Origin of the sequence: Streptomyces yatensis, assembly GCF_018069625.1 — a bacterium.
Classification (GTDB): domain Bacteria; phylum Actinomycetota; class Actinomycetes; order Streptomycetales; family Streptomycetaceae; genus Streptomyces; species Streptomyces yatensis.
Window position 1 is genome coordinate 2,653,711 of record NZ_CP072941.1, and the last position, 21,135, is coordinate 2,674,845.

The following is a 21,135-nucleotide window of genomic DNA, read 5'->3' on the forward strand; positions in this document are numbered from 1 at the left end:
GCCCCGCAGGGCCCTCGCTCAGCCCCGTCCGCCGCACCGCAGTGACCGCAGATAGCGGGCGGAGCGGCGGGCGGTGGTGAGCGAATCGGCGGGCTGGTCGTGCTCCACCATCCAGTGGTGGTCACGGCGGCCGCCATGGGTCCTGCCGACCGCGGTCAGGAAGCGGCGGTAGTCGATGTCACCGTCACCGACGTCCACCATCCGGTAGCCGTCGGTGGCGGTTTCGTCGTGTTCCCCGTCCTTGACGTGGAAGAGCGGATAGCGGTGCGGGGCGCGCAGGACGTAGTCGAGCGGCTCGAAGGGCGCCGGGGAGCCGTCCACCTTCTTGCCGAAGCGGTACTGGCCCACGTACGCCCAGTAGATGTCCATCTCCAGATGGACCAGCTCGGGGTCGGTCTCGGCGAGCAGCACGTCGTAGAGGCGGACGTCCGGCCGGTCGGTGGCGAAGGAGAACTCCTCGGCGTGGTTGTGCTGGTAGAACTTCATCCCGCGCGCCTTGGCCGCCGCGCCGTAGGTGTTGAACTCCTCCGCACAGCGCTTCCAGCCGTCGACCGTGGAGCCGTAGCGCCAGGGCCCGGAGGCGGTGCCCACATGCGGCAGGCCCAGCGCCTCGGCGTCGTCCAGCACCTGGGTGAGGTTGGTGGCGAAGGTGTACGCCTTCGGGTCGTCGGAGTAGTAGCCGACGTGGCTGCCGATACCGCGCAGCCCGTGGTCCCGCATCAGCCGCTTGAGCTGCCCCAGGGTGATGTCGCCGGTGCCCTGGGTGTATCCGGCGAACTCCACCTGGTCGTAGCCGTACCGGGCCAGCTCCTTGAAGACCTGGGCGAAGCCGATGGACTGCACCTGGTCGCGGAGGGTGTAGAGCTGGATGCCGAGGTGGCCGCGGGGCACCAGCGGGCCGCCCCGGCCCTGCTGGGCCGAGGTGTCGCTCCGGGTGCCGGTCTGGGCGGCGGTGGCGGTGGCGGTGCCGACCAGGGTGGCGGCCGTGGCGCCCGCGGCGACGCCGAGGAATCTGCGGCGGCGGAGTGTCTCGGCGAGTTCGGGGTGTTCCTGAGCCCTCTTCACGGGGTGTCTCCTTCGGTGGTTGCGTTCGTCAGGCCGGCGAGGCGGAGGAGCAGGGTTTTGACGTCGGTGGCGGCCACGTGGCCGCTCACCGCGCCGGGCTGGGAGCAGAGGAGGACGGGTCCGTCCTCCTCGCGGTCCGGGAGGCGGCCGTGGCTGCCGCGCACAGGGGACGGATCGAGCGGGACGACGGCCATGCGGTAGCGCATCCCGGTCTTCTTGCGGGCCAGCGCGGTGGCGGCCCGCACCCGCACATAGGGGTCCTTGGGGTCCATGAACAGCTCGGCCGGGTCATAGCCGGGCTTGCGGTGGATCTCCACGAGCTGGGCGAAGTCGGGCGCGCGGGCGTCGTCGAGCCAGTAGTAGTACGTGAACCAGGCGTCCGGCGCGGCCACCGCGACCAGCTCCCCGGAGCGGGGATGGTCCAGCCCGTGGGCCTTCTTGCCCTCGTCGTCGAGGAGTTCGGCGATCCCGGGCAGTCCGGCCAGGGCGGCTCGGGTGGCGTCCAGGTCCTCGGCGCGGCGCACATACACATGGGCGAGCTGATGGTCGGCGACCGCGAAGGCCCTGGAGGCGCCGGGGTCCAGATACTCCATGCCGTCCTGGGTGTGCACCTCCAGCAGCCCGGCGCGGCGCAGCGCCCGGTTGATGTCCACGGGCCGGGAGACCCGGGTGATGCCGTACTCGGACAGCGCCACGACGGTGCGGCCGCGGGCGGTGGCATCGTCGAGCAGCGGGCCGAGGGCGGTGTCGAGCTCGGTGGCGGCGGCGTGGGAGCGGGGGTCGTCGGGGCCGTACCGCTGGAGGTCGTAGTCCAGATGCGGAAGGTAGGTCAGCACCAGATCGGTGGGGCTGGTCCGCAGGATGTGGCGGGTGGCGTCGATGATCCACTGCGAGGAGACCAGATCGGCGCCCGGCCCCCAGAAGTGGAAGAGCGGGAAGGTGCCGAGCCGCGCGGTGAGTTCGTCGTGCAGCGCGGGGGGCCGGGTGTAGCAGTCCGGCTCCTTGCGGCCGTCGGCGTAGTAGACGGGGCGCGGGGTGACGGTGATGTCGGTGTCCGAGCCCATCGCGTACCACCAGCAGATGTTGGCCACCGTGTAGCCGGGGTGGGCGCGGCGGGCGGCGTCCCACAGCTTGTCGCCGCCTACCAGGCCGTTGTGCTGCCGCCACAGCAGCACCTCGCCCATCTCGCGGAAGTACCAGCCGTTGCCGACGATGCCGTGTTCGGCGGGGGTGGTGCCGGTGAGGAACGTCGACTGGGCGGCGCAGGTGACGGCGGGCAGCACGGTGCCCAGCGCGGCGTGGGAGCCGGAGCGGGCGAGGGCCTTGAGGCGCGGCATATGGTCCAGCAGCCGTGGGGTCAGCCCGACGACGTCGAGGACGAGGAGGGGGGTCGGGCCGCCCCTGCCGCTCATCTCACTCATGGCAGCTCCTTGAGGCCGAGGTCGGTCAGCAGGTCGCGGGCGAGGGCGAGTTCGGCGGCGATGCCGTCGGCGAGCCGGTCGCGGGTGCGGGGGCGCAGCTCGGGCGGGAGCGCCTGCCAGGTGTAGGTCTCCACCTCGAGGTGGCGGGTCAGCGGGGCGGGCCCGCCGACGAGCCGGGCCAGCGCGTCGGCCAGCACCGGGAGGGTGGAGGTGAGCGGGGGCTCGGGCGGGGCGTGCAGCGGCACATGGAAGTGGGACCGCCAGGGCCCGGTGTCGCCGAGCCCGCCCGCGAGCGCCTCGTCGAGGTCGTCGGTGCCGTGGACGCCGCCCTCGGGGGCCCGGGTGCGGGTCTGGTGGAGGAAGCGGGGCTCGGCGAACGCCGCGAGGGCCTCCCGCACCCCGGGCCGCGCCGGGTCCTCGGCGTGCAGCGCGGCGGACAGCTGCGCCTTGACGACCGGGACCCCGGCGGCGGTGAGCGCGTCGACGGCCGTGTGCGGGTCCTCGAACTGCGTCGCCAGGTGGCAGGTGTCCAGGCAGACGCCGATCCGGTCCAGGGGCGGGCCGCCGGGTGCGGTGAGCGCCTCGATGGCCTGCCCGGTCGTCTCCACGGTGCAGCCGGGCTCGGGCTCCAGGCCGATGCGCACGGAGCGGCCGGTGAGCTCCTGGATGGCGTCGAGCCGCTGGGCGAGGGTGGTGAGGTGGCGGCGGGCGGTGCGGGCCCGTTCGGCGTCGAAGGGGGTGCGCCAGGCCAGCGGCAGGGTGGAGACGGAGCCGTCGGAGATGTCGTCGGGGAGCAGCGCGGCCAGCAGCCGGGCCAGATGGGTGGTGTGCTCCAGCCGCTCCGGATCGGTCCAGTCGGGCTTGTAGACGCGGTACTTGACCTCCTGGGCGCCGAACCCTTCGTACGGGAAGCCGTTGAGGGTGACCACCTCCAGGCCGCGGGTGTCCAGCGCGGTGCGCAGTTTGCGGAGTTCGGCGGGGTCGGCGCTCAGGGTGCGGGCGGCGTCGCGGGCCAGCCACAGGCCGATGCCGAGCCGGTCGCGGCCCAGGCGGCGGCGCACGGGTTCGCAGTACAGCCGCAGCTGCTCCACGACGCCGTCGAGGTCTTCGGCGGGGTGGACGTTGGTGCAGTAGGCGAGGTGGACGGTGGAGCCGTCGGGGTGGCGGAAGCGCATGGTGTCCTCCTCACCGTTCCGTCGGCGCGGCGGCCGGGGCGCCGCCGCCGCGCAGGATGGAGTTGCCCTCGTGGGTGGCGGTGGCCTCGGTCTCCGCGCTGTCGAGGTCGAGGTCCAGGCGGCCGCTGAGCCCGTAGAACGCGACCGGGTTGCGCCACAGCACCTGGTCGACGTCGTCCTCGGTGAACCCCTCGGCGCGCATCAGGTCGCCGACCTTGCGGGTCTTGAGCGGATCGCTCCTCCCCCAGTCGGCGGCGGAGTTGACCAGGACCCGCGCGGTTCCGTACTCGCGCAGGATCGCGACCATCCGCTCCTCGTCCATCTTGGTGTCGGGATAGACGGAGAAGCCCAGCCAGCAGCCGCTGTCCTTGGCCTCCTTGACGGTGGTCTCGTTGAGGTGGTCGACCAGGACGCGGTCCATGGGCAGCGCGGACTCCTTGACGACGTCGAGGGTGCGGCGCAGTCCGGCCAGCTTGTCGCGGTGCGGGGTGTGCACGAGGGCGGGCAGGCCGTGGTCGGCGGCGAGCCGCAGCTGGGCGGCGAGGGCGGTGTCCTCGGCCGGGGTCATCGAGTCGTAGCCGATCTCGCCCACGGCCACGACGCCGTCCTTGACGAGATAGCGCGGCAGCTCGTCCAGGACGGGGGCGCAGCGCGGGTCGTTGGCCTCCTTGGGGTTGAGCGCGAGGGTGCAGTGGTGGGCGATGCCGTGCTGGGCGGCCCGGAACGGCTCCCAGCCGAGGAGGGAGTCGAAGTAGTCGTAGAAGCTGGCGGGCGAGGTGCGCGGCTGTCCGAGCCAGAAGGATGGCTCGACGACGGCGCGCACCCCCGCGGCGTACATGGCCTCGTAGTCGTCGGTGGTGCGGGAGGTCATATGGATGTGCGGGTCGAAGATGCGCATCAGGACTCCTCGCGGGTCAGGGCGCGGGTGGGGGCCGTCGTGGCGGTCGGGGACGTCGCGGCTGTCGGGGGCGGTGCGGCGGTTTGGGACGTCTCGGCTGTCGGGGACGTCGCGGCGGTTTGGGACGTCGCGGCGGTTTCGGACGTCGCGGCGGTTTCGGACGTCAGGGCCAGTACGCGGTCGAGATCGGCGGGCACGGGGCGGCCGGCGGCGGTGCGCTCGCGGGCGTAGTCGGTGAGCATGCGGGCCAGCTCGGCGTCCCCGCGCGCCCGGCGCTCCCATTCGGCGACGGCGGTGAGCGGGACGCCGGTGAACAGGCACTTGAGCACGGCCTGCCGCCAGCTGTGCGGCGAGAGGTGACGAGCGGCGTACGGGCCGACGGCGGCGGCCACCAGCCGGGTGTCGTTGGTCCGCAGGGCGTCCTCGACGAGCGGGACGGCGTCCGGGGCGTCGAGACGGAGATGCGGCAGCGCGAGGAGCACGGCGCGGCGCTCGGCGGCGGTGCCCTGCGCGTACAGCCTCGCGGCGGTCGGCGCGTCCGCGTCGGCGGCGTGGAGGAGCAGGATGCGGGCGGCGTCGGGGAGGTCGTGGGGAAGGCCGTGGGGGGTGGGGTCCCCTGCGGCGGGTCGAGCGCTCCGGACGTGACGGCCCGCGGCGGCGAAGTCCAGCTCCCAGCGGGCGGGACCGGAAGCGGGGCCGGAGCCGGGACCGGAAGCGGGGCCGGAGCCTGGACCGGGACCGGAAGTGGAGCCGGAGTCGGAATCGTCCGCCTGCGGCCCGGTGTTCGCCGCCTCCGTCAGGGCCCTGGCCAGCCAGGCGCGTCCTGCCTCGTCCAGTCGCCGCTCCACGGCGGCGCGCAGCTCGGTCGGGGTCAGCACCGGACGCCGCCCTCGATCGCGGCCCGTTCGGCGTCCTGGAGGAAGCGCAGGGAGGTGCGGGCCAGTTCGGGACCGGCGTGGGAGTGGCGGGGCAGTTCGACGCCGACGAGCCCCCGGTACCCGGCGGCGTGCAGCGCCTCCAGGACCGGCGGGAAGTCGATCTCCCCCGCGCCGAACGGCAGATGCTCGTGCACTCCCCTCCGCATGTCCTCGATCTGCACATGCCGCACCCAGGGCGCCGCCGCGCGCACGCACTCGGCGGGCGGCTCGGGCTCCAGGCACTGGCAGTGGCCGATGTCGAGGGTGAGGCCGAGGGCGGCCGGATCGCCGAGTGCCGTGCGCAGCCGGTGGAATCCGGCGAGGTCGGCGAGGAGATGCCCCGGCTCCGGCTCGACAGCGAGGGCCGTGCCCGCCGCCTCAGCGGCGACGACCACCGGCGCGAGGGCGTCCGCGAGCCGCCGCCACGCCGTCTCCTCGGACTCGCCGGGCGGCAGCACCCCGCTGAAGCCGTGCACGGCCGGCGCCCCGAGGTCGGCCGCCACCCGTACGGCCCGCAGCAGCAGATCGACACGGGCGCCGCGGGCCTCGGGGTCCGGGTCGAGCAGGGTGGGGTGGTGCTTGCGCCGGGCGTCGAGAACGTACCGGGCGCCGGTCTCGATCGCGACGCCGAGGCCGAGCCGCTCGAGGTCGCGGCCGACGCGGCGGGTGCGGGCGGCGAGGTCCGGGGCGAGCGGGTCGAGATGCATATGGTCGAGGGTCAGCGAGACGCCGTCGTAGCCGAGGTCGGCGAGCAGCGCGAGGGCGTCGGTCAGACGGAGGTCGGTCAGACCGTTGGTGCCGTAGGCGAAGCGCAGGGGTTCCGGGCGGGGACGGCTCATGTGGCGCTGACCTTTCTCGACAGCCGTCGGGCGACGGGCATCAGCGCGAGCAACCCCGCCGCCGTCCGGTGCGCCCCGGCGCGGGAGGCGAGCACGGCCTGAAGCGGGATCATCGCGCGGATGCCGCTGCCGACGGCGCGCTGGAGGAAGTACGGGGAGGGATTGAGCGCGGCATCCGCCAACGGCCGGGCGACCGTGGCCACATAGCCTCCGGCGAGCACGACCCCGGCGAGGGCCGCGAAGCGGCCGGCCGCCGCGCCGGGCGCGGGGATGGCCCCGCTGTTCCGGGTCGGCGCGGCCCCCACGACGGCCGCGAAGCGGCTCGTCGATCGCGTACGGCCGATCGCCGTGGCCACCACGGCGGCAACGGCACCACCGGTGCTCTGGTCACCTCCGGGCGCGCCGCGCCGGTTCGGCACGGTGGCCGCTTTGGCGGGCGTGGCCACCGGGGGCCTGCCCGCCTCGCGGCCGCGGCCCGGGGGCCGATCGGTCGTGGTGGCGGGGCGGGCCGGACGTCTGGTCGCGGCCCAGGCGATTGCCGTGCCCACCGCGAGGGCGCCGAGGGGGGCCGCCGAGGAGCCGCCGACGGCCTCCCGGCGGGAGACCGTGGTCACCGCGAGGGTGTGGGCGCCCAGGAGGGCGGCCGGGGCCAGGGCGTTGCGCAGGGCGGCGGGGGCGGAGGCGGTGGCGCCGAGGAGGAGGTCCAGCGCGCGGGCGGCGGCCATGGCGGGCGGACCCGCGGGGGTGTTCTTCAGCCCCAGGTCGTACGCCCACACCGTGCCCGCCAGGGCCGTCGCCGTGGTGAGGGCCGGGCGGCCCGCGGCGGCCGCGCAGAGCAGCCCGGCGGCGGTCAGCCCGGTCGCGGCGGTCAGCGCGGCGCCCGGGGCGATACGGCCCGACGGCAGCGGGCGGCCGGGGCGCTCCACGGCGTCGATCTCCCGGTCCGCCCAGTCGTTGAGCGCCATGCCCGCCTCGTACAGGCACAGCGACGCGCAGACCGCGAGCGCGGTGCCCCGGTTGGGGCCGCACCGGGCCGCGGCCGCGCCCGCCAGGGCGTCACCGGGCACGGTGAACAGGGCCGACACCCGCAGCAGTTCGGCCCAGTCGCCCCAGTTCCCCCAGCCCCCGGGCTCCCCCGCCGCCCGCGTCATGAGCGGCCCCGCAGCCGTCCGGCGAGGCCGACCAGCGCCGCGTACTGGTCGGCGAGGGCGGCCGGGCCGCCGTCCGGGTCCTTGAAGTAGAAGCCGAGTTCGGGGAGCGGGCCGGTGAGGCCGACCTCGTGGGCGCGGGCGGTCAGCCGGGCCAGGTCGAGGACGAGCGGTGCGGCGAGGGCCGAGTCGCAGCCCTGCCAGATGGTCTGCAGAACCATCCGGGAGCCGAGGAAGCCCTCGAAGGCCACATGGTCCCACGCGGTCTTCCAGTCGCCGAGCGCGGGCACGTTGTCGATGTGCAGCTCACCGTCGGGGAGTTCGCCGAGGGTGTCGGAGAGGACCCGCGCCTTCCCCGCGTTCTTGGCCGCCGCGGCGCCCGGGTCGGCGAGGGCGGCGCCGTCGCCGCCGCCGAGGAGGTTCGTACCGGACCAGCTCCGTACGGCCAGCGCCCGCTGGGCGAACATCGGCGCGAGGACGGACCGCAGCAGCGTCTGCCCGGTCTTGCCGTCGCGCCCCGCGTACGGCAGCCCGGAGCGCTCGGCGCGCTCGCGCAACCGGGGGTGGTGGAGCCCGGTGGAGGGGGTGAAGTTGACGTACGGGCATCCGGCGCGCAGCGCGGCGGCCGCGTAGAGGGAGCTGGGCGGCAGGGTCCCGGGGTCCTCCGGAGCCGCCTCGGTGGAGGCGACGTTGACGACGACGGCGCGGGCCAGCCCGTGCGTACGGAGGAAGTCGGTGAGGTCCGCCGCGAAGGCCGCGATCAGCTCCTCCTCACCGCGGCCGTCGCCGGGCTGCGGCCCGCCGGGGCGTACGGCCGCGTCGGCGGTGGCGAGCTCGGCCCGTACGGCGGCGGGCAGCCCATGCGGCAGCACCCCGTCGGCGGCCAGTGCCTCGGCCCGCTTGGGCAGCGGGGTCGTGGCGGTGTCATGGCCGCCGAAGACGAGGTCGGCGAGTGCGGGAAGGCCGCTGTCCGCGAACGGCGCGGTCTCGGTGACCATGCCGGTCGCCGGCTGCAACCCCCCGGCGACGGCGGCACAGCCCGCCACGGCGGTGGTGGCGACGGAGCCGCGCGCGCCGATGAGCCAGACCCCCGTACGGGGTGCGTCGCGGGGTGGGGTGATGTCGTCGGGGCGGGTGGTCACTGGCTGCCTCCCGGGTGGGCGTGGGTTGCGCATGTGGTTCGAGTGCCGCGGATCCGCGAATCCGCGTTCGCGGCGGCGGTACGTGGGCGGCGCCGGTTCGCTCGTGTCGAGTGGGAGTCGGGGCGGATGGCTCCAGGGCCGAGGTCTGGTGGCCGAGGTCGGGTGGTCGGCGTCGGGCGGGTCAAGACCGAGGTCCGGTGGTCGGGGTCCGGTGGTCGACGTTGGACGGGTGGTCGCGTCAGGCCGTCGGGGCCGGGTGGTCGGGGGCGGGTCGAGACCGAGGTCCGGTGGTCGAGGCCAGGTGGTCGGGAACGGATGGGTCGAGGCCGAGGCCGGGTGGTCGCCGTCGGACGGATCGAGGCCGAGGCCGGGTGGTCCGGGTCGGGCCGTCGGGGTCGGGTGGTCGAGGCCCGGTGGTCGGGGGGCGGACGGGCCGAGGCCGGGTGGCCGGAGCCGGACGGGTCGGGGGCGGACGGGTTGGGGGCGAGGTCAGGTGGTCGGGGTCGGGCGGGTCGGGGCGTGGAGCCTCCGTGCGGTCGGGGCGCGGAGCGCCTCGGGCGGTCGGGGGCTCCTCGCGGAGTTCCGGGGCCACCGGGCCACCCCGGGCCTCCGGGCCCAGGCCCCCGCCCGGAGCCCCGGGGTGGCCGGGAGCGGGGCGGGTGGCCCGGGCAGGACCCAGCCCGAGGGCCGGAACCGGGGCCGGTGGGCCCCGGAGTCCTGCCCCCGGGTGGGTGGTTGAGGTGGCGGCGGGAAGGAGGCGGCGTACTCCTGCCCGCCGCCACGCCGCCCCCACGGCTCCCCTCGGGCCGTCGGGACGGCGAACCGGGGGGCCTAGCCGTCGTGGTGGTGCTGGTGGTGGCCGCCGCCCTTCGCCGGCAGGTCCTTGATCCGGATATCGCGGAAGGAGACCTCGTCCCCCTCCCCGTGGTTCTGGATGCCGACGTAGCCCTGGAGCAGGCTGCGCGCCGGGTCCCGGTTGGTGAAGTCGTTGATCTTCACGCCGTTGAGCCAGATCCGCAGCCGCTCGCCCTGCACACGGATTTCGTACGTGTTCCACTCCCCCGGCGGGTTCAGCGCCGCGTCCCGCTTGGCGAGGTCGGCCGACTGGAAGCCGTAGACCGAACCGGTGGTGTGATCGGGGGTGTCGGTGGCGTCGATCTGCACCTCATAGCCGTTGTCGACCGCCGACCAGGGGTCGTCGGAGGCCGGGAAGCCCACGAAGACGCCGGAGTTGTCGTCGCCCGCCATCTTCCAGTCCAGCTTGAGCGAGTACGAGCGCAGCTCGCGCGCGTCGTACCAGAGCATGCCCATGCCGCCGGTCGAGGAGAGGGTCCCGGACGCGGTGTCGAGGGTGAAGCTCCCGGGGCCCGCCTGCTTCCAGCCGTCCGTCGAGGTGCCGTCGAAGAGCGGGCGGTAGCCCTGCTCGGGGCGGCAGTCGGCGTGGGCGGCGCCGGTGGCGTAGCGGATGCCGCCGAGCAGGTGCTGCCGGAAGGCGGGGTCGGTGTAGGACTCCTTAGTGTGGCCGAAGCCGGTGTAGAAGGCGCGTCCGCCCCGGTACTCCTGGCACCACGAAATGGGGTGGTCCTCGCCCATCGCGCCGCCCTGGTACGAGGATTCGTCGAGCGTGGCGAGGACCCGCACCCGTTCCCTCGGGTTGGTGCGGTAGTTGTACCACTCATCCGTCCGCTCCCACGTCGGCGCCAGATGCGCGGTCGCGGGGTTGGCCCGGTCCTCGACGTTCACGGTGGCCTGCTGGATCGCGGGGTGGGACTGGAAGTACGCCCCGGCCAGTCCCTCGTAGAAGGGCCAGTCGTATTCGGTGTCGGCGGCCGCGTGGACGCCGACGTAGCCGCCGCCCGCCCGCACATAGCCCTCGAACGCGGACTGCTGGGCGGTGTCCAGGACGTCGCCGGTCGTGGAGAGGAAGACGACGGCGTCGTAGCGGGCGAGGTTGTCGGGGGTGAAGGCGGCGCCGTCCTCGGTGGCGTCCACGGCGAAGCCGCTTTGCGCGCCGAGTTCCTTGATGGCGGCGACCCCGTCGGGGATCGAGTCATGGCGGAAGCCCGCCGTCTTGGAGAAGACCAGGACCCGGTCGTCGTCGGCAGCCGATGTGGCAGCCCCGGACGCGGCGGCGGGCAGGGCCGTCAGGGCGAGCAGCAGCGTGGCCCCGACGGCGGCGAGGCGCGCCCCACGCCGGGAGCGGGTGCCGGAGTCGGGTCCGGAGTCGCGTCCGGAGTCGGGTCGGGAGTCGCGTCTGGAGTGCGGAGAGGTGTGCGGGTGCATATCCGTCGTGCTCCTTCCTCCCGGGCCAAGGGCGGCGGCCGCGTACGGCCGCCACCCCCGGCCCCGGGCGTCAACTCGTCAGCCGGTGCCGATCGTGAAGTCGTCCACGTCGAAGAGCGCTCCCGCACCGCCCTTGAAGACGAGAGCCAGTGTGGTGGTACCGCTCGGGGGCTTCGTCAGCGTCGTCTTGACGTCCTGGAAGGTCTCCCAGTCGCCGGTCACCGGCACGGTGACGGTGCCGAGCAGCCGTCCGGTCGGGGAGCCGCTGTGGATCTCCAGCGTGCCGCCGGCGCCCGCCGAGGAGACCCGTGCGGTGAAGTCCTTGGCGTTGCCCAGCACATACGGGGTGAAGGAGATCCAGTCCCCGTTCTCGATGTTGCCGACCGTCTTGCCGCCGTTGGCCGGGGTGTGGTTGATCACCGAGACGCCCTGGCCGTCGTCGTAGTGCTCGGCCTGCCGGTGCTTGGGCTGGACGATGGACTGGTCGTGGGTGGTCAGCGGCGGCTGGCCGCCTCCGCCGCCGTCGGTGTACTCGGCGTCGAAGACCCCGAAGATGTTGGCGTTGGGGTCGTGCTCCCCGTCCGCGTTGGTCTTGATGGTGCCGGAGCAGCCGTTCGCCGTGGTGACGGGGTGGCCGTGGCTGTCATGGCCGAGGATGTAGGTGACCTTGACCTTGGCGCAGTCGACGGTGCCGTCCTCCGGGTCGGTCACCTTGACCTTGAACGGGACCTCGTCGCCGAAGTTGAACAGCTGGCCGTCGGCGGGCAGTTGCAGCGTCACCTTGGGCGCGGTGTTGCCCACGGTGAGGTGCACATTGGCGCTGGCGGTGCGGCCGGTGGGGTCCTTGACGGTGAGGGTCGCGGTGAAGGTGCCGTTCTTCTTGTACGTGTGGGTGGGGTTGGTGGCGGCGGAGGTCGTGCCGTCGCCGAAGTCCCAGCTGTAGGCGAGGGTGTCGCCGTCGGCGTCCGAGGTGCCCGCCGACGAGAAGGCGACCTTCATGGGCGCCTTGCCCGAGGTGCGGTCGGCGCTCGCCTCGGCGATGGGCGAGTGGCCGCCGGTGGCGTTCTCGATCCGGTAGAGCGCGGAGTGCTCGTCGCCGTTGAAGTAGCCGAGGCCATAGTCGAGGACGTACAGCGCGCCGTCCGGGCCGAAGGCCGAGTCCATGACCTGGGTGCCGGACCACGGGAAGTCGTTGATCTTCTGCACGGCCCCGTCGGCGCCCTGCTCGATCCGCTTGATCCACTGGCGGCCGAACTCCCCGGCGAAGAAGTTCCCGTTGTACGACTCGGGGAACTTCACCGGTGAGTCGAGCGAGGCGTCATAACGGTAGACCGGCCCGGCCATCGGGGACTCGGAGCCGGAGCCGAACTCGGGCACGGAGTCGTTGTCGTACGGGATCCAGGCGGGCTGGGCGGGCGGCAGATCGGTGAGCCCGGTGTTGTACCGCGAGGTGTTCTCGGGCGCGGCGCAGTCGAAGGCCGGGCCGGAGGTGCCGGTGGCGAAGTCGTAGTCGCGGTACGGCTTGTTGTCGGCGATGCAGTACGGCCAGCCGTAGTTGCCGGGCTTGGTCACCCGGGCGAACTCGACGGCGCCACCCGGTCCGCGCTCGGGGTTGGCGGCGCCGGCGTCCGGTCCGTAGTCGCCGACGTAGACCGTGCCGGTCGGCTTGTCGACACTGATCCGGAACGGGTTGCGGAAGCCCATCGCGTAGATCTCGGGACGGGTCTTCTCGGTGCCCGGCGCGAAGAGGTTGCCGTCCGGGACGGTGTACGAGCCGTCGTCGGCCACCTTGATGCGCAGGACCTTGCCGCGCAGGTCGTTGGAGTTGCCCGCGGAGCGCCGGGCGTCGAAGGCCGGGTTGCGGTTGTCCCGCTCGTCGATGGGGGTGAAGCCGTCGGACTCGAACGGGTTGCTGTCGTCGCCGGTGGACAGGTACAGGTTGCCGTCGGCGTCGAAGTCGATGTCCCCGCCGACGTGGCAGCAGATGCCGCGGGACGCGGGGACGTCCAGGACCTTCTTCTCACTGCCGGTGTTCAGGGTGCCGTCGGCGTTGAGGGTGAAGCGGGAGAGGCGGTTGACGCCGTCGAACTTGGCGAAGTCGGCGGCCGTGCCCTGGGTGGGGGCGTCACCGGCGGGGGTGTCGAGCGGGGGCGCGTAGTAGAGGTAGATGGCGCGGTTGTCGGCGAAGCCGGGGTCGATACCGACGCCTTGCAGCCCTTCTTCGTCGTGCGAGTAGACCGGCAGCTTGCCGGACACCTTGGTCTCGCCCGTGGCATCGGTCAGCCACAGGGTGCCGTCGCGCGAGGTGTGCAGCACGGAGCGGTCGGGGAGCACGGCGAGCGTCATGGGCTCGCCGGTCTCCTCCACGCCCTTGGCGAGGGTGACCTGCTGGAACTGCTCGGCGGCCGGGGCGGGTTGATCCGCTTGATCCGCGCCCGCCGGCGGAGCGGTGAGCGCGAGCCCCGCGCCGACGAGCAGGGCGCTCGTGACGAGCGCGAGGGGCCCGCGCAGTCGAAGCCTTTTCCTGTGCACGCTGATCCTCCGTGGAAAGAGGGGGTGTACGGGCGGGCCGTCAGGCCGCCGTGACTGGCACAGGCGCGCGCCGTCGCGCCGGGATGACCGGTCCGGGGCGAGGGGCCCCTATGTGACCGGTACATCTCAAGGACCGTAGCGGTGTTTGTCCGGTCCGGAAACCCCTTTGACGCAAAGTAGCCCCTGCTTCATCCACGGGCAGGACAAAGCTGGGTGGGGGCGCGGTGTGCGGTCCCCCACCCAGGGGCCCTTCGGGCGGGTCCTCGATCGCCGGACGGGCGGGGCTACTTCTCCCCGCCCCCGAAGGCCGCGTCGAACGACGCCGTCGGCGGGTCGAAGTCGAAGTGCTTCAGCCGGGCCAGCGCCTCCGGGGCGCCGGTGAGCCGGTCCATCCCGGCGTCCTCCCATTCGACCGACACCGGACCGTCGTAGCCGATCGAGCGCAGCATCCGGAACACGTCCTCCCACGGCACATCGCCGTGGCCCGCCGAGACGAAGTCCCAGCCGCGGCGGGGGTCGCCCCAGGGCAGATGGGAGCCGAGGCGTCCGTTGCGGCCGTCCAGCCGCTTGCGGGCCTCCTTGCAGTCGACGTGGTAGATCCGGTCCCGGAAGTCCCACAGGAAGCCGACCGGGTCCAGGTCCTGCCAGACGAAGTGGCTGGGGTCGAAGTTGAGCCCGAAGGCGGGGCGGTGGCCGAGCGCCTCCAGGGCCTGGTGGGTGGTCCAGTAGTCGTAGGCGATCTCGCTGGGGTGCACCTCGTGGGCGAAGCGCACGCCCTCGGCGTCGAAGACGTCGAGGATCGGGTTCCAGCGCTCGGCGAAGTCCTCGTAGCCCCGCTCGATCATCCCCGGCACCACCGGCGGGAACATCGCCACCAGATGCCAGATGGAGGAGCCGGTGAAGCCGATGACGGTGCGGACCCCGAAGGCGGCCGCGGCGCGGGCGGTGTCGGCCATCTCCGCGGCGGCCCGCTGCCGGACGCCCTCGGCCTCGCCGTCGCCCCAGATCCGGCCCGGCAGGATGGCCTGGTGGCGCTCGTCGATGGGCGAGTCGCACACGGCCTGGCCGACCAGGTGGTTGGAGATGGCGAAGCACTTCAGGCCGTACTTCTCCAGCAGGCTGTGGCGGCCGTCCAGATAGCCGGGCTCGGCGAGCGCCCGGTCCACCTCGAAGTGGTCGCCCCAGCAGGCGAGTTCCAGGCCGTCGTAGCCGAAGTCGCGGGCCAGCCGGCAGACCTCCTCCAGGGGAAGGTCGGCCCACTGGCCGGTGAAGAGCGTGAAGGGTCTGGGCATTCCGGCCTCCTGTCTCAGACGGGTACGGGGGTGTAGACGCAGTTCTTCTCCGCGCTCTCCTCGACGGCGGCGAGTACCTGCTGCACCTGCAGCCCGTCCTCGAAGGACGGCTCGGGCCCGGTCCCCTCGGCGACCGCGAGCACCATGTCCCGCGCCTGGTGGACGAAGGTGTGCTCGTAGCCGAGGGCGTGGCCCGGCGGCCACCACGCGTCCAGGTAGGGGTGCTCGGGCTCGGTCACCAGGATCCGGCGGAAGCCGGAGTCGGCGGCGGGCTCGGTGTGATCGTGGAAGGACAGCTCGTTGAGCCGTTCCAGATCGAAGGCGAGCGAGCCGTGATCGCCGTTGAGCTCGATCCTGAGCGAGTTCTTACGGCCCGCGGCGAAGCGGCTGGCCTCGAACGACGCCACCGCCCCGGAGCCGAACCGCCCGGTGAACAGCGCCGCGTCATCGACCGTGACCGGTCCGCGCGCCGCCCCGCCCGCCCCGGAGCCGCCGAGCCCCGCCACCGCGCCGGCGGGCAGCGGCCGCTCCCGGATGAACGTCTCGGTGAGCGCCGAGACGCCGATCAGCCGCTCCCCCGCCAGATACTGCGCCAGGTCGACGATGTGCGAGCCCAGGTCGCCGAGCGCCCCGGAGCCCGCGTACTCCCGCCGCAGCCGCCACACCAGGGGGAACTCCGGGTCGACGATCCAGTCCTGCAGATAGGTGACCCGTACGTGCCGCAGCACACCGAGCCGCCCCCGCTCCACCATCCGGCGGGCATAGGCGATCGCGGGCGCGCGGCGGTAGTTGAAGCCGACCATCGCCACCTGTCCGCGCTCCCGCGCCCGCCGCGCCGCCTCCACCATGGCCTGCGCCTCGGTCACGGAGTTGGCGAGCGGCTTCTCGCACAGCACGTGCTTGCCCGCCTCCAGGGCCGCGATGGCGATCTCGGCATGGCTGTCGCCGGGGGTGCAGACGTCCACGAGCTGCACATCGTCCCGGGCGATCATCGACCGCCAGTCGGTCTCGGCCGCGGCCCAGCCGTGCCGGTCCGCGGCGGCCCGTACGGCCTCCGCGTCGCGCCCGCAGACGGCGGACATCACGGGGCGCGCGGGCAGGTCGAAGACACGGCCGACGGTACGCCAGCCCTGGGAGTGTGCGGCGCCCATGAAGGCGTAACCGACCATGCCGACGCCGAGCGTCTTCGCTTCAGGACTTTCCATGGGACTCCTTCTGACGATCGCAAACCGACGCGAGGTGGGGGGTCTGGCCCTCCAGCGGGCTCAGCTGAATCCCGTGGGGAGGTATTCGTCCACGTTGTCCTTGGTGACGACGGCGGAGTAGAGGGTGAGGGAGGCCGGGATCTCCAGCTCCGCGAGGCCGCCGACGCCCTTGCCCTGGCCGAGCGCCCGGGCGAGGTCGATGGCGGAGGCGGCCATGGTCGGCGGGTAGAGCACGGTGGCCTTCAGCACGGTGTTGTCGGCCTTGATGGCGTCCATGGCGTGCTTGGCGCCCGCGCCGCCCACCATGAGGAAGTCATCGCGCCCGGCCTGCTTGATGGCACGCTCGGCGCCGACGCCCTGGTCGTCGTCGTGGTTCCACAGGGCGTCGAAGTCGGAGTGGGCCTGGAGCAGCTGGGCCATCTTCGACTGGCCCGACTCGACGGTGAACTCGGCGGCCTGGCGGCCGACCTTCTTGATGTTCGGGTAGTTCTTCAGGGCGTCGTTGAAGCCCGCGGTGCGCTGCCGGGTCAGCTCCAGGTTGTCGATTCCCGCCAGCTCGATGACCTTGGCGTTCTTCTTGCCCTTGAGCTGCTCGCCGATGTAGTGCCCGGCGTTGAGGCCCATGCCGTAGTTGTCGCCGCCGATCCAGCAGCGGTACGCCTGCGGGGAGGCGAAGACGCGGTCGAGGTTGACGACCGGGATGCCCGCCCGCATCGCCTTGAGCCCGACCTGGGTCAGCGCCTTGCCGTCGGCGGGCAGGATGACCAGGACGTCGACCTTCTTGTTGATGAGGGTCTCGATCTGCCCGATCTGCTGGGCGGTGTCGTTGGAGCCCTCGGTGATCTCCAGCGTGACGTCCTTGTATTCCTTGGCGCGCCGCTTGGCCTGCTGGTTGATGGCGTTGAGCCAGCCGTGGTCGGCCTGGGGCCCGGCGAAGCCGATGGTGACCGCCTTACCGGGCTTGTCATTGGCGGTGTTCGCGGCCTGTTTGCTGTTCTCGTCGCTGTCGTTGTTCTCGTTGCTGGTGCACCCGGCGGCGAACAGCGCGCCCGCCGCGGCGGTGCCCAGGAGCAGGTTTCTGCGACTGGTGGGGGAGGAGCTCTGTGGGAACCTCATGGCGTCGAACGACCCTTCTGTACCAGGACGGCGGCGACGATGATCGCGCCCTTGGCGATCTGCTGGACATCGCTCTGAAGGTTGTTCAGGGCGAACAGATTGGTGATGGTGGTGAAGACGAGGACGCCGAGGACGGAGCCGGTGATGGTGCCGCGACCGCCGCTGAGCAGCGTGCCGCCGATGATCGCGGCGGCGATGGCGTCGAGTTCGTACAGGTTGCCGTTGGTGTTCTGGCCGGAGCCGGTGAGGACGACCAGCATGAAGGCGGCGACACCGCAGCACAGCCCGGAGAGCAGATACAGCATCAGCCGCTGGCGTTTGACGTCGATGCCCGCGAGCCGGGCGGCCTCCGCGTTGCCGCCGATGGCGACGGTGCGCCGGCCGAAGGTCGTGCGGTTGAGCACCAGCCAGCCGAGGACCGTGACGGCGGCGAAGATGATCACCAGTGGCGGTATGCCGAGGACGTAGGAGTCCGGGAGCCCGAGGTCCAGGACCGGCTCGACGGTGACGACCTGGGTCCGGCCGTCGCTGATCTGGAGGGCGAGCCCGCGGGCGGAGGCGAGCATCGCGAGGGTGGCGATGAACGGGACCATCCCGCCGTACGCGATGAGCACCCCGTTGACCAGTCCGCAGCCGAGTCCCACCAGGACCGCGCAGAGCAGGATGCCGCCGAGTCCGTAGTCCTGGGTGGCGATCGTGGTGGCCCACACCGAGGCGAGGGCGACCATCGCGCCGACCGACAGATCGATGCCGCCGCTGGTGATGACGAAGGTCATGCCGACGGTGACGACGCCGATGACGGACGCCTGGGTGAGCACGAGCTGGAGGTTGTCGGTGCTGAGGAACTCGTCGGGCTTGGTGAAGCCGCCGACGGCGATCAGCACCGCCAGCACCCCGACGAGGGAGAGGTTGCGCAGGTCGGCCAGGCGCCGCAGCCTGCTCAGGGGGTCGGTGCCGGTGCGGCCGGCCGGCGGTTTGCCGACCGGACCGGCCGTCAGCGTGGCGCCCGCGCCCGGCACCGGGGCGGAGTCGGCCGGGGGGCTGGACGCCGGCGTGCTCCCGGGTGAGTTCACGACGGGCTCCCTTCCATGACGAGATCGAGGACGCGGTGCTCGTCCAGCTCCCGGGCGGGCGCCGTATGCACGACGCGGCCCTCGCGGAGCACCAGCACCCGGTCGGCGAGGCCCAGGACTTCGGGCAGTTCGCTGGAGACGAGAAGGACGGCCATGCCGTCGTCGGCGAGTCGGCGGATCACGGCGTACAGCTCGGCGCGGGCGCCGACGTCCACCCCGCGCGTCGGCTCGTCCAGCAGCAGCACCCGGCAGCCGCGCAGCAGCCAGCGGGCCAGCACGGCCTTTTGCTGATTGCCGCCGGACAGGGTGCGCACCGGCCGCTCCGGGTCGTCGGGGTGCAGCGAGAGGTCGCGGACGCACCGGCGGGCGGCCGCCCGCTCCGCGCCGCGGTCCACCCATCCGGCGCGGGAGAAGCGGGGCAGCGAGGAGACCGAGACATTGCGGGTGACGGACTCCAGCATCAGCAGCGCCTGCGCCTTGCGCTCCTCGGGGGCGAGCCCGAGCCCGGCGCGTACGGCGGCGGTCACGCTGCCGGGGCGCAGCACCCGGCCGTCCACCAGGACCCGGCCCGAGGTGGGGCGGCGGGCGCCGTAGACGGTCTCCAGGATCTCGGACCGCCCGGAGCCGACGAGTCCGGCGAGCCCGACGATCTCGCCGGGCGCCACTTCGAGGTCGATCGGCTCGAACTCCCCCGCCCTGCCGAGGTTCTCCAGCCGCAGCACGGGCTCGGCGCTCGCGGCCGGAGGCGCCGTGGTGCGGCGCGGGAACGCGTACTCCACGTCCCGGCCCGTCATCAGGGCCACCACCTCGCGGGTCGGGGTGGTGCGGGCATCCAGCCCGCGGGCCGCCGCGCGGCCGTCCTTGAGCACGGTGACCCGGTCGCCGATCCGGCGGATCTCCTCCAGCCGGTGCGAGATGTAGACGACGGCGACCCCGGCGGCGGTGAGATCGCCGACGATGCGGAAGAGGTTGTCGACCTCGTCGGGGTCGAGGGCCGCGGACGGCTCGTCCATCACGATGAGCCGCACGTCGTGGGAGAGCGCGCGGGCCATCGAGACGATCTGCTGCCCGGCCGCGGACAGCTCCCCGACCAGCCGCCCCGGGTCGATCTCGGGATGCCCGAGCCGGGCCAGGAGCGCGGCGGCGGCGGTGCGGGCCGCTCGGGAGCGGACGAAACCGGCGGTGGCCATCTCATGGCCGAGGAACACGTTCTCGGCGACGGACAGCCCCTCCACCAGGTCGAGTTCCTGGTAGATGGTGGCGATCCCCAGGCGCATGGCGGCGATGGGCGACTTGAGGGTGACCGGTGCGCCCCGCCAGAGGATCTCGCCGCTGTCGGGCTGATGCACCCCGGCGATCACCTTGATCAGGGTGGACTTGCCCGCGCCGTTCTGGCCGAGCAGACAGTGCACCTCGCCCGCTTCGACATCGAGGTCGACGCCGTCCAGGGCCCGTACGCCGGGGAAGGACTTGGTGATCGCGGACATGGTGAGGAGCGGGCGCGGGTCGGGTGGTGCCGGTGCCATGGCTGGCCTCCTCGGCGGGTTCGCTCGATGCGGTGCGGGTCGCTGGGCGTGCCGGAGCCGCTGCGGGCGCGCGGCGGGGCGTGAGGTGGGGCGTGAGGTGGGGCTGGATGGAGCGGTGATGTGGTGCCGTGGTGAGCTGCGGGGCGCGCCGGGGTACGGCGCGCCGCCACGGTGGTCCGGGTGGTGCGGCTCGGTGGTGCCCTGTTGCGGCTCGGTGGTGCCCGGGTGGTGCGGCTCGGTGGTGCCGTGCTGCTGCGCTGTGCCGAGGTACGGACCGGCCGTGGCCGGGCTGGACCAGGTCGTCAGGCCGTCAGGCCGTCAGGCCGGGGAGAAGAGGTGGTCGCTGATCAGGCGGGCCGCGCCGGTGACCCCGGCGGCCGGGCCGAGTTCGCCCAGCACGATGGGCAGGTTGCCGGTGGCCAGGGGCAGGGACTGGCGGTAGACCTGGGTCCGTATGGCGGCGAGCAGCGTATGGCCGAGCCCGGTGACACCGCCGCCGATGACCACCAGACCGGGGTTGAAGAAGCTGACGAGCCCGGCGATGACCTGGCCCGTACGGGTGCCGCCCTCCCTGATGAGGTCGAGGGCGGTCGCGTCGCCCGCCGACGCCGCCGCGGCGACGTCCGTGGCGGCGAGGCTGCCCACCTCCTCGAGCCGGGCGGCGAGTTCGGCCGACCGGCCGTCGCGGGCGGCCGCCTCGGCGTCGCGGGCCAGCGCCGCGCCGCCGAAGTACGCCTCCAGGCAGCCGTGGTTGCCGCAGGCGCAGGGGCGGCCGTCGGGCTCGGCCTGGATGTGGCCGATGTCGCCCGCGCTGCCCGTCGTACCGCGGTAGACCTCACCGCCGACGACGATCCCGCAGCCGATACCGGTGCCGATCTTCACGCAGAGGAAGTCCTTGACGGAACGGGCGACTCCGGCATGCTGCTCCCCCATCGCCATGAGGTTCACATCGTTGTCGACCATCACCGGGCAGCCCAGTTCCTGGCTGAGCGCCTCCCGTACGGGGAAGCCGTCCCACCCCGGCATGATCGGCGGTGCCACCGGCACGCCCTCGGGGAACCGCACGGGGCCGGGCACTCCTATGCCCGCCCCGTCGAATCCCTCGGCCACCCCGGAGGCCCGGAGCTTCGCGGCCATGTCCAGCACCTGCTCGAAGACCGCGACGGGTCCCTCGCGCACATCCATGGGCTGGTTGAGATGGCCGAGAATCTCCAGTTCGGCATTGGTCACGGCGACGTCCACGGAGGTGGCGCCGATGTCGACGCCGAGCAGCCGCAGCCCGGGCGCGAGCCGGATGTTGTGCGAGCGCCGGCCACCGCGCGAGGCCGCGAGCCCGTCCGCGGCCACCAGCCCGGTCTCCAGCAGCCGGTCGATCTCCACGGCCAGCTTCGAACGCGAGAGGTCGATCTGATCGCCCAGCTGAGCGCGGGAGTTGGGGCCGCCGTCGCGCAGCAGGCGGAGCAGTCGCGCCTGATGCGCGTTCGCCGGTCGTGCCGTCATGCG

16 protein-coding genes are annotated in these 21,135 nt (G+C 73.2%); all 16 read right to left on the minus strand.

What is annotated here, in order from left to right:
• Positions 1 to 18: 18 nt before the first annotated feature.
• The 16 genes from J8403_RS10600 to J8403_RS10675 all read right to left on the minus strand — a co-directional run bounded on the left by J8403_RS10600 (position 19) and on the right by J8403_RS10675 (position 21,132).
• Positions 19 to 1,065: a sugar phosphate isomerase/epimerase family protein gene (locus J8403_RS10600; protein ID WP_211122962.1), complete on the minus strand. Its 1,047-nt coding sequence runs from the start codon at positions 1,063 to 1,065 to the stop codon at positions 19 to 21.
• A complete protein-coding gene (locus J8403_RS10605) occupies positions 1,062 to 2,477 on the minus strand; it encodes an alkaline phosphatase family protein (protein ID WP_211128179.1) in 1,416 nt (471 codons plus the stop codon). The genes J8403_RS10600 and J8403_RS10605 overlap by 4 nt, the downstream gene beginning before the upstream one ends.
• Before the next feature lie 5 nt (positions 2,478 to 2,482).
• Positions 2,483 to 3,661 carry a metabolite traffic protein EboE gene (eboE, locus tag J8403_RS10610; protein WP_211122963.1) on the minus strand — a complete coding sequence of 393 codons (1,179 nt, stop codon included), beginning with the start codon at positions 3,659 to 3,661 and terminating at the stop codon, positions 2,483 to 2,485.
• Positions 3,662 to 3,671: 10 nt separating this feature from the next.
• Positions 3,672 to 4,559 carry a TatD family hydrolase gene (locus J8403_RS10615; protein WP_211122964.1) on the minus strand — a complete coding sequence of 296 codons (888 nt, stop codon included), beginning with the start codon at positions 4,557 to 4,559 and terminating at the stop codon, positions 3,672 to 3,674.
• Positions 4,559 to 5,437 (minus strand): EboA domain-containing protein, encoded by an 879-nt coding sequence (locus J8403_RS10620; protein WP_211122965.1) that lies wholly within the window; start codon positions 5,435 to 5,437, stop codon positions 4,559 to 4,561. The genes J8403_RS10615 and J8403_RS10620 overlap by 1 nt, the downstream gene beginning before the upstream one ends.
• A complete protein-coding gene (locus J8403_RS10625; protein WP_211122966.1) occupies positions 5,431 to 6,315 on the minus strand; it encodes a sugar phosphate isomerase/epimerase family protein in 885 nt (294 codons plus the stop codon). Before J8403_RS10625 ends, J8403_RS10620 begins: the two co-directional genes overlap by 7 nt.
• Positions 6,312 to 7,466, minus strand: coding sequence for an SCO3242 family prenyltransferase (locus J8403_RS10630; protein ID WP_211122967.1), 1,155 nt, complete (start codon positions 7,464 to 7,466; stop codon positions 6,312 to 6,314). Before J8403_RS10630 ends, J8403_RS10625 begins: the two co-directional genes overlap by 4 nt.
• A complete protein-coding gene (locus J8403_RS10635) occupies positions 7,463 to 8,638 on the minus strand; it encodes an inositol-3-phosphate synthase (RefSeq protein WP_425519773.1) in 1,176 nt (391 codons plus the stop codon). Before J8403_RS10635 ends, J8403_RS10630 begins: the two co-directional genes overlap by 4 nt.
• A 798-nt stretch (positions 8,639 to 9,436) precedes the next feature.
• On the minus strand, positions 9,437 to 10,888 hold the full coding sequence (locus J8403_RS10640; protein WP_211122969.1) for a ThuA domain-containing protein: 1,452 nt from the start codon (positions 10,886 to 10,888) through the stop codon (positions 9,437 to 9,439).
• A gap of 78 nt (positions 10,889 to 10,966) precedes the next feature.
• On the minus strand, positions 10,967 to 13,420 hold the full coding sequence (locus J8403_RS10645; RefSeq protein WP_211122970.1) for a carbohydrate-binding protein: 2,454 nt from the start codon (positions 13,418 to 13,420) through the stop codon (positions 10,967 to 10,969).
• 284 nt (positions 13,421 to 13,704) lie between these two features.
• Entirely contained in the window at positions 13,705 to 14,712 is a 1,008-nt protein-coding gene (locus J8403_RS10650; RefSeq protein WP_211122971.1) for a sugar phosphate isomerase/epimerase family protein, read from the minus strand.
• A 14-nt stretch (positions 14,713 to 14,726) separates the two neighbouring features.
• The gene (locus tag J8403_RS10655) at positions 14,727 to 15,917 is read right to left on the minus strand and encodes a Gfo/Idh/MocA family protein (RefSeq protein WP_211122972.1); all 1,191 of its coding nucleotides are present in this window, start codon (positions 15,915 to 15,917) and stop codon (positions 14,727 to 14,729) included.
• A gap of 60 nt (positions 15,918 to 15,977) precedes the next feature.
• A complete protein-coding gene (locus J8403_RS10660) occupies positions 15,978 to 17,033 on the minus strand; it encodes a substrate-binding domain-containing protein (RefSeq protein ID WP_211122973.1) in 1,056 nt (351 codons plus the stop codon).
• Positions 17,030 to 18,106 (minus strand): ABC transporter permease, encoded by a 1,077-nt coding sequence (locus J8403_RS10665; protein WP_211122974.1) that lies wholly within the window; start codon positions 18,104 to 18,106, stop codon positions 17,030 to 17,032. The genes J8403_RS10660 and J8403_RS10665 overlap by 4 nt, the downstream gene beginning before the upstream one ends.
• Positions 18,103 to 19,632 (minus strand): sugar ABC transporter ATP-binding protein, encoded by a 1,530-nt coding sequence (locus J8403_RS10670; protein ID WP_211122975.1) that lies wholly within the window; start codon positions 19,630 to 19,632, stop codon positions 18,103 to 18,105. The genes J8403_RS10665 and J8403_RS10670 overlap by 4 nt, the downstream gene beginning before the upstream one ends.
• 318 nt (positions 19,633 to 19,950) lie before the next feature.
• Complete coding sequence (locus J8403_RS10675; RefSeq protein ID WP_043235769.1) at positions 19,951 to 21,132, minus strand: ROK family transcriptional regulator; 1,182 nt, start codon at positions 21,130 to 21,132, stop codon at positions 19,951 to 19,953.
• Positions 21,133 to 21,135 lie beyond the last annotated feature (3 nt).

Excerpts from the sequence above, each read along its gene's own strand:
- J8403_RS10605 (WP_211128179.1), bottom strand. The coding sequence starts at position 2,477 with ATGAGCGGCAGGGGCGGCCCGACCCCCCTCCTCGTCCTCGACGTCGTC.
- eboE (WP_211122963.1), bottom strand. The coding sequence starts at position 3,661 with ATGCGCTTCCGCCACCCCGACGGCTCCACCGTCCACCTCGCCTACTGC.
- J8403_RS10615 (WP_211122964.1), bottom strand. The coding sequence starts at position 4,559 with ATGCGCATCTTCGACCCGCACATCCATATGACCTCCCGCACCACCGAC.
- J8403_RS10625 (WP_211122966.1), bottom strand. The coding sequence starts at position 6,315 with ATGAGCCGTCCCCGCCCGGAACCCCTGCGCTTCGCCTACGGCACCAAC.
- J8403_RS10630 (WP_211122967.1), bottom strand. The coding sequence starts at position 7,466 with ATGACGCGGGCGGCGGGGGAGCCCGGGGGCTGGGGGAACTGGGGCGAC.
- J8403_RS10635 (WP_425519773.1), bottom strand. The coding sequence starts at position 8,638 with ATGCGCAACCCACGCCCACCCGGGAGGCAGCCAGTGACCACCCGCCCC.
- J8403_RS10640 (WP_211122969.1), bottom strand. The coding sequence starts at position 10,888 with ATGCACCCGCACACCTCTCCGCACTCCAGACGCGACTCCCGACCCGAC.
- J8403_RS10650 (WP_211122971.1), bottom strand. The coding sequence starts at position 14,712 with ATGCCCAGACCCTTCACGCTCTTCACCGGCCAGTGGGCCGACCTTCCC.
- J8403_RS10655 (WP_211122972.1), bottom strand. The coding sequence starts at position 15,917 with ATGGAAAGTCCTGAAGCGAAGACGCTCGGCGTCGGCATGGTCGGTTAC.
- J8403_RS10660 (WP_211122973.1), bottom strand. The coding sequence starts at position 17,033 with ATGAGGTTCCCACAGAGCTCCTCCCCCACCAGTCGCAGAAACCTGCTC.
- J8403_RS10670 (WP_211122975.1), bottom strand. The coding sequence starts at position 19,632 with ATGGCACCGGCACCACCCGACCCGCGCCCGCTCCTCACCATGTCCGCG.
- J8403_RS10675 (WP_043235769.1), bottom strand. The coding sequence starts at position 21,132 with ATGACGGCACGACCGGCGAACGCGCATCAGGCGCGACTGCTCCGCCTG.